Here is an 18,783-nt window from a genome sequence, read left to right on the forward strand (position 1 = left end):
TAATTTGAACCACAGAGTACATAGAGGCGCTGCGCGCTACATAGAGAAGAAAACTCTAATTAAGAGAACGTTTTACCTAATAAATCTGAGGTTACAATTAGATTTGAAGCCAAGAGAAAAACTAAACTTGAATTCGCTTAATACCATCCACTAACCTTGTAACATTAAAGTTAATAAGCAAACCTGTTTTGATGTCGGTTAATTTTAAATATGTAATTAACTGTGCTGTGTGAATGGGTAAAAGCTTTTCTACTACTTTAAATTCGATAATTAGCGACTTTGGAAGCAATATGTCAAGTCGATACCCAGCATCTAAACAGACACTCTTGTATGAAATAGGTAACTCAACTTGGTTAAGTGGTGAAAAGCCAACTTGCAGCAATTCATATACCAAGCAACTTTCATAGGTAGACTCTAATAAACCTGGCCCTAATTGTTTATGTACCTCAATAGCACACGCTATTACTTTACGGGTAATTATATCCATTTCCATATAGCCATCCTTGCTAATATTGAACATTTAAAAGCTGTTTATAATGTAAGAATAGCTTAAATTATCTTACTAATAATACGAAAAATACTTTTTGAACTACAGAGCACGCCGAGGCGCTGCGCGCTACATGGATAAATAAAATATTAAACAGTAGGCGTCACACCTGCTTGGTGCGTCTTATATACAACACCATTCCACCAACCAATGTCTGACCCACAAACAACACAATTTAGCTGAAACCTAACGGCTGAAAGCTTAAAGACCTCCTTCTCTTCCTCTGTGCTATCTATGCCCTCTGCGGTTCTAATTAGATTAAAGACATAAACACTCTGAACCACAGAGCACACCGAGGCGCTACGCGCTACATAGAGAAAAATAAATTAATTCTAAAACTCATAAAACACCGGGCTGAAGATGAAGCACCTTATACCTCTTTCTCTTCCTCTGTGCCCTCTGTGGTTCAAAGCTCTTAAAATTTTGGTATCCAAAAGATCCCACAAACTAACATAACACTACCAAACAGCTCTTTCTGAGTTTTTAGTCTTGCCGTATTTACCTCTGTGTTCTCTGTGTCCTCTGTGGTTCAAAAGAGATCTTACGTGCATAATAAATTTCAGACCTACGGTATCAAATATCACTTTAGTAAAGAGTCTACACATTCACCTTAAGTCTATTAATTATCTCAATCTGTAATCCTCGCCCCCTTTGTGTTTAAAATTCTATCTAATAAACAAAAACGCCTACACAATGTGTAGGCGTTTGAATATTTCAGAAACTCAAAAACAGATTAAACTGCTTTCAAATGACTCACTTTAGGTGTAACGATATCGTTTAAAAACTCAGAGAACTCATCACCTAGTTTTTCATCACGCATACCGTACTCAATAATCGCTTTTAAATAACCTAGTTTGTCACCGCAGTCGTGAGCTCGGCCACTCATGTGGAAGGCTTCAACAACTTCGGTTTTCATCAACTCATCAATAGCATCGGTTAATTGAATTTCGCCGCCCGCACCTGCTGGAGTTTTAGCAAGTAAAGGCCAAATAGCTTTTGATAACACATAACGGCCAACAACCGCTAAGTTAGATGGTGCCTCTTCAGCTTTTGGTTTTTCAACCATCGTTTTGATTGGCGCACTTTCGCCGGCTTTAATTTTTACGCCACCAATATCTGCAATACCGTACTTATGAACACTTTCTTGCGGTACAGGTTCAAGCATGATCTGGCTTGCTTTAACATCTTTAAAACGCTTAACCATCGCGGCAATGTTTTCGGTTTTTTGATCCGCGGTGTAACCATCTAAAATCACGTCTGGCAGTACTACAACAAAGTCGTCATCACCCACGATAGGTTTTGCACATAACACTGCGTGACCTAGGCCCATAGCTTCGCCTTGGCGAACATGCATAATGGTTACATCTGGCGGGCAAATAGAGCGGACTTCTTCAAGCAGTGTACGTTTAACACGCTTTTCAAGTGTTGCTTCTAGCTCAAAGCTGGTATCAAAGTGGTTTTCAATGGCGTTTTTAGAGCTGTGGGTTACTAATACAATTTCTTTTATACCAGCCAAAATACATTCGTTAACAATGTACTGAATAAGCGGTTTATCAACTATAGGTAACATTTCCTTTGGAATTGCTTTAGTCATTGGAAGCATACGGGTACCAAGGCCCGCAACTGGAATAACAGCTTTCATAATTAGTCCCTTATTTAATAATTAAATCTACAATAACACCAAACTAACAGTACCAAAGTAGATACAAGCTGAATGTTTTTTAATTTTATTTTTCGTTTGTACTGATGTTTACAAAGAGTAAAAGAGATACGACTTACCAAAGAAAAATTTCACAAAGAGTCTAAGAGGCGCCACGCGCTACATAGAGAAAGTAATATAAAACGGTAAGCGTCACTATTGCTTGGAGTGTCTATCATTCGTAGGAAGAGCTTTAGCCGTGAATCGCTCCAAAAACTTCGGCACTAAAGTACCTCCTACATTACCTACAAACAGCACCGTGCTGCTCTGAATCTATGAACTATTTTCCTATATGCTCTCTGTCGTTCAAAATAACTATAATTCACAAAGAAGTTATGAGGCGCTGCGCTTATGAGGAAGCAACAAACATCATTATCACTTCCTCATTCTTTTCTCATTCACTTCTCTTTGTGAAAATATTTTCGCGCGAAATAAATTTCACGCCTACGATACCGCCTTTTCCTTAATCACTACCAAACAAATCGCGGGTATAAACCTTGTCGGCTACATCTTGCAGCTCATCAGCCATGCGGTTCGATACAATTACATCAGAGATACTTTTAAGCTCATCAAGGTTTTTAATTACACGCGAATTAAAAAATGCTTCGCCCTCAAAGGTTGGTTCGTAAACTACTACCTCAATACCTTTTGCTTTAATACGCTTCATAATGCCTTGAATGGCAGACGCTCTAAAATTATCAGAGCCCGACTTCATTACTAAACGATAAATACCAACTACCTTAGGGTTTTGTTTAATAATTGAATTTGCAATAAAGTCTTTACGGGTCGTGTTGGCATCTACAATCGCGCGGATCATATTGTTTGGTACGTCTTGGTAATTAGCGAGTAGCTGCTTAGTATCTTTAGGCAAGCAGTAACCACCATAGCCAAAAGATGGATTGTTATAGTGCTTACCTATGCGAGGGTCTAACCCTACGCCCTCAATAATTTGCTTTGCATCTAGACCATGGCTTTCAGCGTAGCTGTCTAGCTCATTAAAGTAAGCTACACGCATTGCCAAATAAGTATTCGAAAATAACTTAATCGCCTCTGCTTCGGTTGAGTCAGTAAATAAAATATCGATATCAGTTTTTACAGCGCCTTCTGCCAATAAATTTGCAAATACTTTAGCCCGCTCACTTTGTTCACCAACAATAATGCGTGATGGATGTAAGTTATCGTAAAGTGCTTTACCTTCACGTAAAAACTCAGGCGAGAAAATTATATTATCTGTACCAAATTGCTCTTTAAGCGATTTAGTGTAACCAACAGGTACTGTTGATTTAATAACCATGGTTGCAGTTGGGTTAATTGCTATTACATCGCTAATAACCGACTCAACTGAGCGAGTATTAAAGTAATTGGTGTCTGGGTCGTAGTCTGTTGGGGTAGCAATAACAACAAATTCAGCACCTAAAAGGGCTGATTCTTTGTTAGTGGTAGCAGTAAAATTAAGCGGCTTATTAACTAAAAAGTCGCTTATTTCAGTATCAACAATCGGTGATTGCTTGTCTTGTAATAAACTAACTTTTTGTTCGTCTATATCTAGGGCGACTACTTCGTTATGCTGCGCAAGCAACATTGCGTTCGACAGGCCAACATAACCAGTACCCACTACTGCTATTTTCATAAGGTTATCCATTAAAGCTGATTAAAAGTAGAGCTATTCAAGCTCTCAATATGAATAGCTCATACTTTACCACTTTTATGTTTATAACCACTAATATCCTTTAAAATTATGGTTAATAATTTCAAAGAATAACAATCTGAAGTTAACCCTTTAAATTAACGACTTTACTCATTGAAAGTTCATTAACTGTGTTCTGTTCTTGACTTTGTTTAGCATTCCATACTAAATCGCAAATACCGTCGGTAGGGTTAAAACCGGTAGGCGCATCTAATAGTAGCTGGCGAATTGTTTCATGATCAAAATTATGGCAAGCAATATCAAGCGCTTCTAAAAACACATTAATTTCGGCAAGTGGCAGCATTACTTCGTTGGCGGTCATAATTCGCTCGTGGCATGTTTCGCCCACGTTATCGCCAATTAATAACTCTTCGTAGAGCTTTTCGCCCGGGCGCAAGCCTGTACACTCAATAGCAATATCGCCATGAGGGTTGGTATTGCTTTTAACCTCAAAGCCCGATAAGCGAATCATTTTTGTCGCAAGGTCTTTAATTTTTACAGGTTCGCCCATGTCGAGTACAAATACATCACCACCTTTACCCATAGCACCGGCTTGTATTACCAATTGGGCAGCCTCCGGAATGGTCATAAAAAAGCGCGTTATATCTTGGTGGGTTAAGGTTATTGGCCCGCCTTCTTTAATTTGCCTGCGGAACAATGGCACTACAGAGCCGCTAGAGCCCAGTACATTACCAAAGCGCACCATACAAAAACGGGTATTGTGCTGTTTACCTTTATTTTGCGCTAAACCTTGTAAGCATAGCTCTGCCATGCGCTTAGTTGCACCCATAACATTGGTTGGGCGTACAGCTTTATCGGTAGATATAAGCACAAAGGTTTCGACCTTTGCATTCATAGCGGCTTTAGCTGCATAGTAGGTACCAAATACGTTATTACGTACACCTTCAACTACATTGTGCTCAACTAAAGGCACATGTTTATAAGCGGCAGCATGGTAAACAGTGTGTACACCAAAGGTGGTCATTACAGTCTCAATGCGGTTAATACGCTGCACAGAGCCCATAATTGGCACAAGCTCAATATTAAGCTCGTTCGCTTGAATATATTCGCACAACTCTTTTTCAATTGAGTAAAGGCCAAACTCGTTTACCTCAAACAAAATAAGCTTTTTAGGTTGCTGCTTAATAATTTGCCTACATAACTCAGAACCAATAGAGCCTCCAGCCCCAGTAACCATAACTATTTTATTTGTAATGTTAGCAGCCATTAACTCTGGTTTTGGCTCTACCGAATCGCGGCCTAATAGGTCTTCTATTTCGACTTCTCTAAATTCTGAGAGTTTAGCTTTGCCACCAACAATATCGGCCATACCTGGGATCGACAATATTTGTATTGCTAACGGCTCCAATAAAGCCAACACTTCTTTACGGCGTGAGCGACTCTCACTTGGCATAGCTAGCAATATTTTACCGATACTACGCTTATCAATTAGAGTGTGTATATCGTTAAATGCATATACAGGTACACCTTGAATAATTGAGCCTTGCTTTGTTACGTCGTCATCAATAAATGCACGCACATGGTATTCAGGGCCCGCCTCTAACGCCGTTGCTAATTGCCTACCAGATGACCCTGCGCCATAAATAATCACTTGCTCTTTATGCGATGTAGACATTTTGCCGATCATGGCACGAACAACAATACGCGAACCACCGACGGTTAATAAACAAAGCCAAGCAAAAATAAAAGGCATAGAACGGGGCATCATCACCCCTAAAAAAAACGAGAATATAACTAACGACACCGTGGCGACTAAGGTGCCTATAGCGATGGCCCACAGTGCTTGGGCGTTCATATAACGCAGCACCGCACGGTATAAACCAAGGTTAACAAAAGCAATTAAAGAGGTAGGCAGTATTAAACCAAGAACAAACCAGTAATCAAGCACATATAAGGGTGCTAAACTGTCGAGCCGAACAACTAAAGCAAGCCAAAATGCCGAAAAAATAAAGAATGAGTCAACAACGAGTGTAATAGCGCGCTTTTTTGAACGAGGCGCGTTAAAGATAGAGTCTATTATTTTATCCACTTGAAATCCCTTTTGTATTAAGCTTGAATTATCAGTTGTCCTAACTGAGCAAAAGCTTAATGATTGTTATACATCCCTATAATATAGCTAGTGAGAGTAAAAATCACCAAAAACTAATACATTTTCACTAATTATTGATTTTTAAAGAAAATCAAAGGTCAAAGGTCAAAGGTCAAAGGTCAAAGGTCAAAGGTAGCATACTAACCTAACCCCATGACTCAATTGATTTCATTAATCCTGATAACATTTTGGAGAGCTGCTTTGTCTCTTCAATCCAAAGTTCAGATGTTTTTATGTCAATTTCGTCAATTTTAACTGCAATATAAATTTGAGAACGTAGTTCACCGCAACTACCTTTTGAGTATGATAGAAAACGCGCATAATCTTTAGAGGTTTTCCTCTCATACCCCTCAGCAATATTTGATGAAATAGATAAAGCTGAACGTGTTATTTGATCTTTCAGTCCAAACTCTTTACTTGCTTTAAAGTGTTTATAAATATCACATGCTAAGTCAGCAGATCGCTGCCATACAGCTAAATCTTCAAATTGCATAAAATCCCTTTTACCTAGCTTAAGCCCTTTAACTTTAGAGTTTTAGTTTTGCCAATAGCTTTTCCATTGATAGCCTGAACTCGTGTCAATTTAATCTTTAATCTTTAATCTTTAATCTTTAATCTTTAATCTTTAATCTTTAATCTTTTATCTAGCATCTTTCATCTATTTAACCCTATCCCCACTACCACTGCCAGTCACTGTCATGAGTATATATTTAAAATAATTGCTTAAATTTAGAGTATCAATCATCTCGCGATCTGTTTTTGCAAGTAATTCAGGGGTTGACATATCAATTTCGTTAACTTGTGCAAGCCCTGTAATGCCAGGGCGAACATCAAAAACATTTTTAGCATCACGTGCTGCAGTAAGCTCTTGTTGATTAAATAAACCTGGGCGCGGGCCAACCAAACTCATTTCGCCTTTTAGTACATTCCAAAGCTGTGGTAGTTCGTCTAACTTAGTTTTACGTAAAAAACCACCAAAAGGAGTTATCGATGCCGTGCTTGCTAAGTGGCTTGCTACTGAGGCAGTATCAACCTTCATGGTTCTAAACTTAACCAAGGTAAATGGCTTTTTATTTCGACCTACACGCTGTTGAGTAAAAATGGGAGAGCCCGTATCGAACAAGCCAATAATGTATAAAACAACTAAAAATGGCAGGGCAAATAATAAACCAAATAAGGCAAATAAAAAGTCTAATAAGCGTATCATTTATAAATCCATTAATTATTTGTTGAAGATTTTTTAGCTGCTAGCTTAAAGCCATGCTCGACAGAGTAAGGCGGTACCCAATTAAGTGTATTTTTTGTATGAGTTATGTCTAACTGCAGTGAGCCTGTTAATCGGTCAATCACGGCTTGTTTGCCTAGTAAATTACCAGCTAACTTAAAACACCACACTGGCACAGGTATAGCCAAATTGGGTTTATTCTGCACCTTAGCCATCAATGCAACAATTTCAGCGGTAGATAAGTCATGATCATCACTTGCTAAAAACACTTGGTTAGCAGCATTTGGATGGTCAATACACACTTTAATTAAATCAACCAAGTTATAAACAGAAACTAAGCTTCGTTTATTATTTTTAATTAGCCTAAATGGTAGCGGTAAGCCCTTGCCAACCAAACGCATTAGTGAAGCAAAATTAGCTTTTACCCCTTCACCATAAACAAGTGGTGGCCGAATTATAACAATCTCCATACCAGTTTTTTCACCTAACTCAAGCAATTGCTGCTCAGCTTCAGCTTTTGATATACCGTATGGATCTTCTGGTAGTGGCTGGTCGGTAGATTTAAATGGGGAATTACCCGTGATGCTCTCACCATTTACTTTTATAGAGCTAATAAAAATAAAGCGTTTAACTCTTGCTTGCGCAGCTTGTTTTGCTAGATTAAGTGTTCCTTGTGTGTTAACGGCCCTAAATTCGTTAAGAGGATCACTTGCAGTATCATCCATAATGTGGACTCTTGCAGCGCAATGTACAACTATATCAACATTTACAAGAGCCTCGTTATAAAGTGTACTCGAGTCCAAGTTATACGCAAAAACACTCCCGAAATTAGACTGCTTTCTTCCAAGTAGATTTAATTGATAATTGCCTTGCAATTGCTCTACTAAATTACTACCAACAAAACCTGAATAACCTGTTATAAGTATTTTCAATGTAGCTCATCCAATGATAATGTAATCTTTCGTGCTGCCTGCTCAACAGAAAAATTCTGTTTCAAAAGCTCAAATGAATTTAAACCCATTCGTCTACGTAATCCAATATTTTCCAAAAGCTCAATTGCTCCTTTGGATAAAGCCTCATCATTACCATTTATAAAGACAAGTCCGGATTCAGAGTCATTAATATATTCAATTAAATCATTTCCATAGTTAACACTGCCCAATATAGGTAATGACTGAACCATGTAACCTAAAAGTTTACCAGGGAAATTATGAGCTTGATGGGTTTTTGCAAGAGAAAACAAGCCGATATCAACTTGAGTTAAAATTTCCTTATACTGAGATTGATTAACCGAAGGTAATATTGTCACATTGTCTAATTTCAAGTCAGTTTTCAATCTATTTATTAGCTCAAACTCATCACCTTGACCAACAAATAAAAAATGCGCTTCAGGTTTACATTTACAGCTATCAGCTAGTCGAAGTAAATTGCTCATATCTTGAGCGTGACCAATATTTCCACCGTAAAAAAAAATCACCTTATCAGTAAGATTATGCTCCTCTCTCACATCTATTGAATAGCTATCAAATTTAGACGGTACTAAACAAGCCCAGTTTAAAAGTACTTCTGTATTTTTATATTGAGGATTAATGGTAGAAAAATAATCTACATTAGCTTTAGACATTAAGCCAATTTTGTTTGAGGCCTTATAATTTAAGTGTTCAAAATAGCGAAAATACTTAGCAATTAAAGAATCCTCTTTAATCATACCCTCATCAATTACCCACTGAGGAAACATATCTCTTAATACTAAATATATATACGTATTGTATTTATTCTTTAATATTGTGGTTAAATAACCGAAAAATATTGTTGGCGAATAATTTACACATAAATCAAATGGAGCTTTATTAATCTCGGCCTTAATTGCATTCCAAGCGTGAAATGAAAGTAAGCTTTCGTTTATTGCTCGCTTAAACTTCCCAACACCACGGCGTAATCCTGCACGAAAACGCCAAACGGTCACACCGTCAATAACCTCGATTATTAACTTTTTATTCTGATTAGGTAACCCTGGTGTAATAACAACTACATCATGACCTTGTTTCATGAACTCAAGAGCAAGTTCATGAAACATCTTCGCATGCACTAATGTACTGCTAGGTAAGTAGTCGTCGGGTAAAAGAGCTATACGCACTATTACTTTCTCCACACAACTCGATTAACATAATCCGTATAACTAAGTATTGTTCTTAAAACCTTTTCTGAAACATTAGGTGCAATATAGTTTTGAACTTTATTGATAAGGCGATTCTCGCCTCTTGGTTGTTTATCCAATATTTCAATTGCTTGAAGTATACGATCAACACTCATACCAGTGAACATAACAGCCCCCTCTTCAAATCCCTCTGGCCGTTCTTGCGCATCTCTAATGTTAACAGCAGGAAAGTTTAAAATTGATGACTCTTCTGTTATTGTACCGCTATCGCTAAGTACCACTTTAGCCTCTTTTTGAAGCTTAACATAATCACTAAAACCTAGAGGTTTCATCAACTTAACAAGTGGGTGAAATTGTAAATTAAGCAAGTCTATTTTCTTTCTTGTTCGAGGATGAGTAGATACAATTATTGGATAACTATATTTATCCGCTAAGGTATTTAAAGCCAATACATAATTATGAATATTCAATTCAGAATCAACATTCTCCTCACGATGAACACTAACAACAAAGTACTCACCTTGATTCAAATCTAATGATGATAGAATATTCGATTCAGCTATTTTTTTACTATAAAAGCTCAGCACTTCGTCCATAGGACTACCAGTTTTGACAATAAAGTCAGGTTTTAGTCCTTCAGCAAGCAAATATTCTCGCGCAATATCAGTGTAAGGCATATTAACATCTGAGATATGATCAACAATTTTTCGATTAATCTCCTCAGGAACTCTCATATCAAAACAGCGATTACCGGCTTCCATATGAAATATCGGTATTTTTTTACGCTTTGCGGGAATAGCAGCCATAGCACTATTAGTATCACCTAAAATAAGTAAGGCATCTGGCATAACGTCGGCAAACATAGCATCAGACTTACTGATTACTTGCGCCATAGTCTCTGCTGCAGTAGCACCTGCACATTCTAAAAAGATATCTGGAGAACGAATTCCTAAATCATCAAAAAAGATTTGGTTTAGCTCATAATCATAGTTTTGCCCTGTATGAACAAGTATATGCTCACAAAACTCATCTAATTTGGCAATAGTTCTTGATAAACGAATAATTTCAGGGCGAGTTCCAACAACAGTTACAACCTTCAACTTTTTCATTTTTGATACCTTGCTACATAATCTGCAAACATAAAGTCAATCAATTCAGGCCAACTCGGTGTAATTAATCCAAGTTCATTTCTAAGTTTATTTGAATTCAAAGATCTATCCATAGTTAGCTGTTCTGATGGCTGAATCTCTAAATCATGGCTATACACTTTGGATACTAGAGATAAGAGTGTAAACTTATCAATAGGATCAACAGATAGATGATATAAACCAGACAAGTTGCCTGCCAGTAAGATCTTTTCGATTAATAACTTAGCTATGTATGCTGTTGGCAAACCAGAAAATACGGCCTTAGTGAAGCCCTTAACACTACCTGATTGAGACAAGAACCAATCAACCAAACTAACGTTGCTAGATAGCTCATGTCCTATGATAGATGTTCGTAAAGTTAAATGTTTGCCATAATCGACCTCACCTAATCGTTTAGAACTACCATATAAATCTATAGAATCAGGATTACTATCTTCGGTATACCCCCCATCAGCGCCAGTAAAAACACAATCGGTTGAGAAGTGAATTAACTTAGCACCAGAGGCACTACAAAGCTTGGCTAGTTTATGGGGAAGAAGAGAATTTACATAAATAGCGTCTGTGTGTAGCTTAGAAATATCATGCTGTTTAATCAATCCAATACAATTAATAACAACATCAGGGTTTATATCATTAACAACTGAAATAACGGAATCAAAATCATAAATATCAACCCCAAAAACAAGCTTGTTTAAAGTGTTTTTAAAGTAATCTTCTTTTCCATTTATATTTCTAACGGTACCAAAAACATCAAAAATACTGACTTCCGATAAATTGCTATAAATACTATACCCAAGCATTCCAGTTGCACCGAGAACAAGTATTTTCATGTTACACTCCTTCTGGCACAAATACGTTACCAGCTTCAATTTCTCTAATAAAGTCTAACTTTCTTAATAGCTGTTTCATTTCTTCTACATTAAGCCGCTCGGTATTGTGAGAGTTATAATCTTCAACTTTTGATAGGTCCGATTCACCTTCTTCAAAAAATTTAGAATAGTTTAAGTCTCTGTTATCAGCGGGCACTCTAAAATATTCACCTTGTTCCTGAGCAACGAACATTTCTTCACGACTACATAACGCCTCAAAAAGCTTTTCACCGTGTCGCGTGCCAATAACATTAACAATATGTTCAGGCTTGTCCATTATTTCAAGTAACGCCTTAACTAAAACATCAATAGTAGCTGCTGGCGCTTTTTGAACAAAAATATCACCATTTTGACCGTTTTCAAATGCATGTAAAACAAGATCAACTGCATCATCTAACGTCATCATAAAACGAGTCATTGTTGGATCAGTAATAGTGATAGGCTGCTCATTCACGACTTGACGTATAAATAAAGGAATAACAGAGCCACGAGACGCCATCACGTTACCATAACGGGTACAGCAAATAGTTGTGTTGGTATGCTCTAAGTTCCGACTTTTTGCAACTATAACCTTTTCCATCATAGCTTTAGATATACCCATTGCATTGATGGGGTATACGGCTTTGTCTGTGCTTAAACAAACAACACGCTCGACATTATTCGCGATAGCTGCTTCTAAAACATTTTCTGTACCAATGACGTTAGTCTTAACTGCTTCTAACGGATAAAACTCACATGAAGGTACTTGTTTTAGAGCTGCTGCATGATAAACATAATCAACACCACGCATTGCATTTGCAATACTTTGATAATCTCTAACATCACCAATATAAAACTTTAATTTATCTGAATTAAAATACTTACGCATATCGTCCTGTTTTTTCTCATCGCGAGAGAATATACGAATTTCTTTAATATCACTTGTTAAAAAACGCCTTAGGACTGCATTACCAAACGAACCAGTACCACCAGTAATTAACAAGACTTTATCTTTAAACATTTTTTTCTCCAATAGATTCTAAACATTGCCAAGTCAACAATGCGGTATTTTCCCAAGTGTAAAATTCTCGGAGAGCAATTGACTTCTCTCTCATTTGCTTGATCATAGTTTCATTATTGAGGACGGTGTCTAATTCTTGATAAATAGATATAAAGTCCGTTTCATCAAAATATAAAGCGGAATTTCTCGCAAACTCTGGCATTGGCTCTGTTCGAGAAGAGATAATAGGTGCACCGCAGCCAATAGCTTCAAGCAAAATATTAGGGCAGTTTTCACATGAAGATGCAAAAACAAATACTGTTGCCTGTTGATATAAAGCAGGTAATTTTTCATATGGAACTTTTCCTTTTATATCAACAAACTCTTCAAGATTATTATCTTTCACGTATTTAATACACTGACCATAACTAGGTTCCATAAACTCACCGACAAGTACTAGTTTATATTTAGCTCTTATCGAGGGAGATAGCTTTTCATATGCTTTTATTACATTTAAATGATTTTTATATGGCTCAAACCTAGAAACATAAAGAATATAACCAACACCTTCATCAATAACCGTTTCACTAGGGATAAATTCTTTTGCTATGCCATGATATATGACACTAGAGCTATTTAATTTCACAAAGGGCTGGATAGATTTTTTTGCATACTCAGAAATAAATATTGTATGTGCTGCACTATTCATTGTCCTTATCATAAGCTTTTTTAAAATGTAATTTTTTAAAATTAAAAGACGGCTTGATACAGAAGTTAAAGCAACAGGATCAAAAGGTAACATATTTCGAAACATCGTAACTTTTGGAATAGCAAAAGTACTGAGCGTAAAATCCATCCCACCAGGAACAAATAACAATTCTACTTTAAGATTTTTTAACACAAAAGGTAGACTGAAAATTTCCCAAAATGCTCTATGGAGCAAACTTTTATTAGCGAAATTAGATTCCAAGTAAATCACCCTAGGATCATCTGGCAACATAAAACGGTCAGGACAACAAATATAGATCAAAACATTATTAGGTAAATAGCGAAGCAGGTTTATTATATAGGTCTTCCCTCCCCCTAATTTTGCTGAAAGTGCATTTATAAATATTATTTTTTCTTTCACTTACTGAGACCTTATTATTTTTTGAAGAAACAACCATTTCATATAAACCTTAACTATTTAATCTTCCATATGAAATTTCATTTCTTACAATTCATTCAACGCATTTTTTATACTTTGTGACTGAATTTTATAATCAAATAAACATGATGTTCGTCTACCTTCTTGTCCAACAACAAAAGATTCGTCATAATTAGTTATTATAAAATGTAAACATTTCGCAAACTCCATAATATTATCTGGTTCAACTAGATAACCGTTAACTCCATGCTTAATGTACTTGGGTACATCTCCAACATTACTAAACACAACCGGCTTACCACTAAATAAATAATCACCCATTTTCGAGGGGATATAGCCTATAGCTCGTTTATCCTTAACTTTTGGAATGACCAAAACATCACTACGCTGTATATATTCTATTGCTTCCTTATTTGAAACGGCGCCAGTTAATTCTATATAATCTTGCAATCCTAATAATGTTATTTTTTGTCTAAGTGACTCCAAATACTTGGTTGATATACTAGGTCCAAATATTGAAATTTTGAAATCATTAGTCAAAACCATTAGCTCTTTAGCAACATTGACTAAAAAATCTATCCCGTTACTAGTGCTCAAAGCTCCACAATATGTTATTAATTTTTTAGGTGATATTATTTTTTCTACTTCAGTGCATTCATCTGTATTCATTAAAATAGGTATTATTAAGGTCTTTGTTTTACCTGTTGATAATTTTTTATAACAAGTTTCGTGTTCCGAAGATATTACTATGATTAAATCTGCCACCCTACCTAAAACTTTAAAGCTAAGCAACTCTACAAAAGCTTTGAAAGAGTATGGTTTTTCATTAACAAAACTTACTGGAAATTCGTTTACACCCCATACGAATTTAACTCTAAATAGCATTTTTGCTAATAACAATGAAACAGTTAGGTAAGCGGGCACTCTATCAAAAAAAACAATATCGGTTTTCTTTCTACAATTTAAAATCTGACTAAAAAGCAATATTGGTTGCATAATCAGTTTAAATAAATTCCTAAATATTTTCTTCTCAATGTATCTTTGGCTCAAATAGCTAAACTTCTCATCGTTCTTCTTATATTTTATTAATGCATTCTTATCATGAGCGTATGAAACTGTTTTTATATTACACTGCTGTTCTGCCAGCCCCTTCATAATAAAATTAGTTCTAATCGCTGCCGCATCGCCACCATCACCGTTATGAAAAAGGTGGGCCACATTCAAAATATTCATATATCTCCTGCAAGATTAATTAATTTAAAATTAATATAGATGGCTTAATTCTCACTTACCTAAAATTATGCCTATAGCTAACTAATGATTTGGGTAAGTCGTCGTAAAAAGCGAGCAAACCACCTCTATCATCAGTATTAAACTAGGCCACACACCATATTAATAACATACACTCAAAATTCACCAAGCATATACACTCCACCTTTACTTAAGCGATATAAATTTTATCTTGGACAATATAACAACTAAAATTATTGGAAAAAAAACATTAAGAGCCAAAGAATAGTAGGTATATGAAAAATCTGAATATGAATATCTAGCGAAAGCTAGAATAAAATAAATATATAATATAAAATAAATATAATTGTACTTACTAGCTAAAATCATTTGCAACTTATTATACATAAGGACTCCAGCTAAAAAAAGTAACGCTAAAGAAGATAAACCTACTGAAAAACCTACCGTTGGACCAAAATTAACAATTCCTTCCGTAACAGCTCCTGTAGCTAAGTTAGATAACCCCCCCCAGCGATCTCCAGTATAAAGCTTAGTAAAAACTACACCACCACTGTCTAATTTATCTGGAAAAATCTGTCTTGGTACAAAATTAGTAAAAAAAGCACCATAAGTCATCCCATAACTTAATTCTTTCATCTCAGAGTTAAAAATAATCTCCAGTGGTATTAGTCCATATTGAAAATGTGTTGAGTTCATCTCAACATTATCCCCTTTTACAGATATAACCCCATCAGATGTATCCATAGAATTTCTAACACCTCCTAGTAATGCAACCAAAAATAAAATAGATAATACTACCGGTGCCATTTTAGCTACTGTTAAACGCCTATAAAAATAATGATAACATATTATTTCTACCATAATAGTCATCAATAAAAAGGAACGTGACCCTGATAATAAAGCCATAACAACAAAGATACTAAAGTGAAGTACAAATAAAAATTTTTGATTTTTACTATTGTTACTCGATGACAACATCAAAGATAAATATACTATATTCAATGTTGCTATTAAGTTATTTAAGACAAGAATATACCCTTTACCTTTGAAATACTCTACTCTAAGCGCTATATTTCCTATATAGTTAAGGATTCCACCAAACTCAGCTATAATAATGAGCTGATTAAGAATAGAAATCATTGATAGCACCCAAATTACAATGATCACTTTCGTATTAAGATTTTTTTTAACATAAAAAATATCTTTTTTGATTGGCTTTTCTATAAGGGAGAAAATAAAAAGTAAAAGGCACTGTAAAAAGTATGTAGCCACCACCATATCGCTATAATGGTTAAAATATATATCCGCATAAAAAAAAATGTTAAAAACAATAAAAATTTTAACCGGTGAAAATAAGTCATTGTTGCGAGTATAAGATACGATGACACTTAATATTGTAATCAGTGCAATTGTGAGAGTAACTAACTGATATACTAAAGAGCCTTCAGACATTTAGAACTCCAAAAGTTGTAATTAGTAATAATATGTACATAGTAAAACTAAGCTTAGAGTACTTAATTCGATAAAATCTTTCAGAATAATACCAACTGAATAAAACAAGCACTAATGCTCCTATAATTGTTGCTATAAAAACTTGTTCAATCGTTGTTGAGAAAAACATAAGTGCTGCGGTAACCGTTACAGAGGTAAAATACGCATAAGAAATATATTTTGTTCTATTTGCCAGCCTGACACCTGATTCAACGACCTCTTTTATTATCAGTAATTGCACCGGAATAATTGCTAAGATCACATACTTGGCGGCCGCATCATACTCACCTTCAAAGAAGGTTGTTACAACGAGCTCTGCTAATAGGATAGTTAATATATGGATGACTGAAAGAGAAATTAAAATCCACTTGAATAAGCTATTTACCTTTTCATTAAGATCTTCAGCATTTTCGTTCTTATACAAAAATGGATTCCATGCCATAGATAAAGCCAGTAATAACAACTGAAATATCGCGGCAAACTTAAGAGAAAGTGACATAACAGCAACGGCTTGTGTTCCAAGTATAGAAAGCACAACGAATCTATTTCCAAATTGTACAAAAAAACTTGCTAATCTGGCTGGAAATTGTGGAAGAGCGAATTTAAATGATTCTATTACGTAGTTAATATTCAATTTAAAAGCCAAGTTAGTCGCTATACTACAAAAGCTAAAAATAGCTATAAAAAACCAACCAAAAAATAGCCCATAAAAATACCCTTCGCCCCCGTATTTAAAAGAAACGACCAGCATATATGTTACGCAAGCAGTTATAATCACTTGCCCGATAGTCATAGTCGAAAATACAATAGGTCGATCATCGTAACGTAAAAAAACCATGCAGATAGTCGCAATATTAGCAAAAAAAATGGTAACCGACATAATAACAATAGATAAACTTTCTGAGCTACTATCGAAAAGGCCATAGGAAATAGTATCAGATAAAATTACGCTCACAACTACCACTACTGTAGATAAAATAGCAGTAACAGTCACCATAGAATAAAACAAAGCTGCCTTATCTTCTACTTTGTAATAAAAACGCTGTAAAGCGGTCTCTAATTGCATGAGACCAAATATTAGTAATAGATTAAAACCTGCAAATATCACCTCTATTTTACCGTATGCATCTACACTTAAATGATTTAAATAGATGGGAAGCATTAGAATTGGTAAAATACGGGATAGTCCTGCACTCCCTCCATAAACTAAAAAGGACTTGAGAAATGCCTTATTCATTTATAAAACATTTATACCAAGGCATTGCTTTACTAATACCTTGTAATATTTTGTACTCTGGTGCATAACCTAAGTTTTTTACCGCTTTTTCAACATCGGCTTGAGAGTGACGAACATCACCTGCTCTAAACTCACGATAGGTAGGCTCTTGGCTAACATCAATATTACATTCTTTTAATGCTAATTGAATGCTTTTATACAAATCATTAAGTGTAGTACGGTCACCCACTGCTACGTTATATACATCATCTTTAGTTTCATCAGGTGCTGTAGCTGCTAGAATATTCATTTGCACTGTATTTTCAATAAAACAAAAATCACGGCTTGTTTCGCCGTCACCATTTATGTAAACATCTTCACCTTTAATCATAGCCGCTGTCCACTTAGGGATTACTGCAGCATAAGCACCGTTAGGATCTTGGCGCTGCCCAAATACATTAAAGTAACGTAAGCCTATCGATTTAAATCCGTAAGTACGAGCATAAACACCCGCATATAACTCATTCACGTATTTAGTTACTGCATAAGGAGATAATGGATTACCTATGTTTTCTTCAACCTTTGGCAGTGCAGGGTGATCACCATATGTAGAGCTACTTGCTGCATAAGTAAAGCTTTTTACATTTGCCTCTTTTGCTGCTTGTAGCATATTTAAAAAGCCTGTGATATTTGCAGCATTTGTTGTAACTGGGTCTGCAATAGAGCGTGGTACTGAGCCAAGTGCTGCTTGATGTAATACATAATCAACATTATGACCCAACGCTTTTTCGCAATCTTGATAATTACGGATATCACCCTCGATAAAAGTAAACTTAGCCCACTGCTCAGCAGTAACTAATCCTTGCACTTCATCTAAATTATGCTGATGGCCCGTCGCAAAGTTATCTAAACCAAATACTGTTTGATTTAATTTTAGTAAATGCTCTAACAGGTTTGAGCCAATAAAGCCTGCTACACCAGTTATTAACCAAGTTTTAGGTGAAGCCTGTAGTTCTGTTTTGATTTGTTCGTAACGAGTCATGGAGATCCTTTAAAAATTAGGTTCTAGGTTCTAGGTTCTAGGTTCTAGGTTCTAGGTTCTAGGTTCTAGGTTCTAGGTTCTAGGTTCTAGGTTCTAGGTTCTAGGTTCTAGGTTCTAGGTTCTAGGTTCTAGGTTCTAGGTTCTAGGTTCTAGGTTCTAGGTTCTTCAAAAAGTATTGGAACACCTACTTTACCGTCAAACACTTTCTAGTTTT

At 35.8% G+C, this 18,783-nt stretch carries 16 protein-coding genes; all 16 read right to left on the reverse strand.

Annotated elements, in window-relative coordinates:
• Positions 1 to 121: 121 nt before the first annotated feature.
• Complete coding sequence (locus HYD28_00110; GenBank protein QLE07496.1) at positions 122 to 493, reverse strand: GxxExxY protein; 372 nt, start codon at positions 491 to 493, stop codon at positions 122 to 124.
• Positions 494 to 1,280: 787 nt separating this feature from the next.
• Positions 1,281 to 2,189 (reverse strand): UTP--glucose-1-phosphate uridylyltransferase GalU, encoded by a 909-nt coding sequence (gene galU, locus HYD28_00115; protein ID QLE07497.1) that lies wholly within the window; start codon positions 2,187 to 2,189, stop codon positions 1,281 to 1,283.
• Positions 2,190 to 2,709: 520 nt separating this feature from the next.
• Positions 2,710 to 3,876, reverse strand: coding sequence for a nucleotide sugar dehydrogenase (locus HYD28_00120; protein ID QLE07498.1), 1,167 nt, complete (start codon positions 3,874 to 3,876; stop codon positions 2,710 to 2,712).
• A 142-nt stretch (positions 3,877 to 4,018) separates the two neighbouring features.
• Positions 4,019 to 5,983, reverse strand: coding sequence for a polysaccharide biosynthesis protein (locus HYD28_00125; protein QLE07499.1), 1,965 nt, complete (start codon positions 5,981 to 5,983; stop codon positions 4,019 to 4,021).
• A 205-nt stretch (positions 5,984 to 6,188) separates the two neighbouring features.
• Positions 6,189 to 6,536, reverse strand: a complete 348-nt coding sequence (locus HYD28_00130) for a four helix bundle protein (protein ID QLE07500.1) — start codon at positions 6,534 to 6,536, stop codon at positions 6,189 to 6,191.
• A 165-nt stretch (positions 6,537 to 6,701) separates the two neighbouring features.
• The gene (locus tag HYD28_00135; protein QLE07501.1) at positions 6,702 to 7,250 is read right to left on the reverse strand and encodes a sugar transferase; all 549 of its coding nucleotides are present in this window, start codon (positions 7,248 to 7,250) and stop codon (positions 6,702 to 6,704) included.
• Between the two features lie 11 nt (positions 7,251 to 7,261).
• The gene (locus HYD28_00140; GenBank protein QLE07502.1) at positions 7,262 to 8,200 is read right to left on the reverse strand and encodes an SDR family oxidoreductase; all 939 of its coding nucleotides are present in this window, start codon (positions 8,198 to 8,200) and stop codon (positions 7,262 to 7,264) included.
• A complete protein-coding gene (locus tag HYD28_00145; protein ID QLE07503.1) occupies positions 8,197 to 9,405 on the reverse strand; it encodes a glycosyltransferase family 4 protein in 1,209 nt (402 codons plus the stop codon). Before HYD28_00145 ends, HYD28_00140 begins: the two co-directional genes overlap by 4 nt.
• Positions 9,406 to 9,407: 2 nt before the next feature.
• Positions 9,408 to 10,535: a UDP-N-acetylglucosamine 2-epimerase (non-hydrolyzing) gene (gene wecB, locus HYD28_00150; GenBank protein QLE07504.1), complete on the reverse strand. Its 1,128-nt coding sequence runs from the start codon at positions 10,533 to 10,535 to the stop codon at positions 9,408 to 9,410.
• Positions 10,532 to 11,404: an SDR family oxidoreductase gene (locus HYD28_00155; protein QLE07505.1), complete on the reverse strand. Its 873-nt coding sequence runs from the start codon at positions 11,402 to 11,404 to the stop codon at positions 10,532 to 10,534. The genes wecB and HYD28_00155 overlap by 4 nt, the downstream gene beginning before the upstream one ends.
• A gap of 1 nt (position 11,405) precedes the next feature.
• On the reverse strand, positions 11,406 to 12,443 hold the full coding sequence (locus tag HYD28_00160) for a polysaccharide biosynthesis protein (GenBank protein QLE07506.1): 1,038 nt from the start codon (positions 12,441 to 12,443) through the stop codon (positions 11,406 to 11,408).
• Positions 12,436 to 13,539, reverse strand: coding sequence for a glycosyltransferase family 4 protein (locus HYD28_00165; protein ID QLE10450.1), 1,104 nt, complete (start codon positions 13,537 to 13,539; stop codon positions 12,436 to 12,438). The genes HYD28_00160 and HYD28_00165 overlap by 8 nt, the downstream gene beginning before the upstream one ends.
• Positions 13,540 to 13,635: 96 nt before the next feature.
• Positions 13,636 to 14,802: a glycosyltransferase gene (locus HYD28_00170; protein QLE07507.1), complete on the reverse strand. Its 1,167-nt coding sequence runs from the start codon at positions 14,800 to 14,802 to the stop codon at positions 13,636 to 13,638.
• A gap of 204 nt (positions 14,803 to 15,006) precedes the next feature.
• A complete protein-coding gene (locus HYD28_00175; protein ID QLE07508.1) occupies positions 15,007 to 16,272 on the reverse strand; it encodes an oligosaccharide repeat unit polymerase in 1,266 nt (421 codons plus the stop codon).
• Entirely contained in the window at positions 16,265 to 17,548 is a 1,284-nt protein-coding gene (locus HYD28_00180; protein QLE07509.1) for an oligosaccharide flippase family protein, read from the reverse strand. Before HYD28_00180 ends, HYD28_00175 begins: the two co-directional genes overlap by 8 nt.
• The gene (gene tviC / locus HYD28_00185) at positions 17,541 to 18,569 is read right to left on the reverse strand and encodes a Vi polysaccharide biosynthesis UDP-N-acetylglucosaminuronic acid C-4 epimerase TviC (protein ID QLE07510.1); all 1,029 of its coding nucleotides are present in this window, start codon (positions 18,567 to 18,569) and stop codon (positions 17,541 to 17,543) included. The genes HYD28_00180 and tviC overlap by 8 nt, the downstream gene beginning before the upstream one ends.
• Between the last annotated feature and the right edge of the window lie 214 nt (positions 18,570 to 18,783).

Source organism: Pseudoalteromonas shioyasakiensis (assembly GCA_013391845.1).
In the GTDB taxonomy this organism is placed as follows: domain Bacteria; phylum Pseudomonadota; class Gammaproteobacteria; order Enterobacterales; family Alteromonadaceae; genus Pseudoalteromonas; species Pseudoalteromonas apostichopi.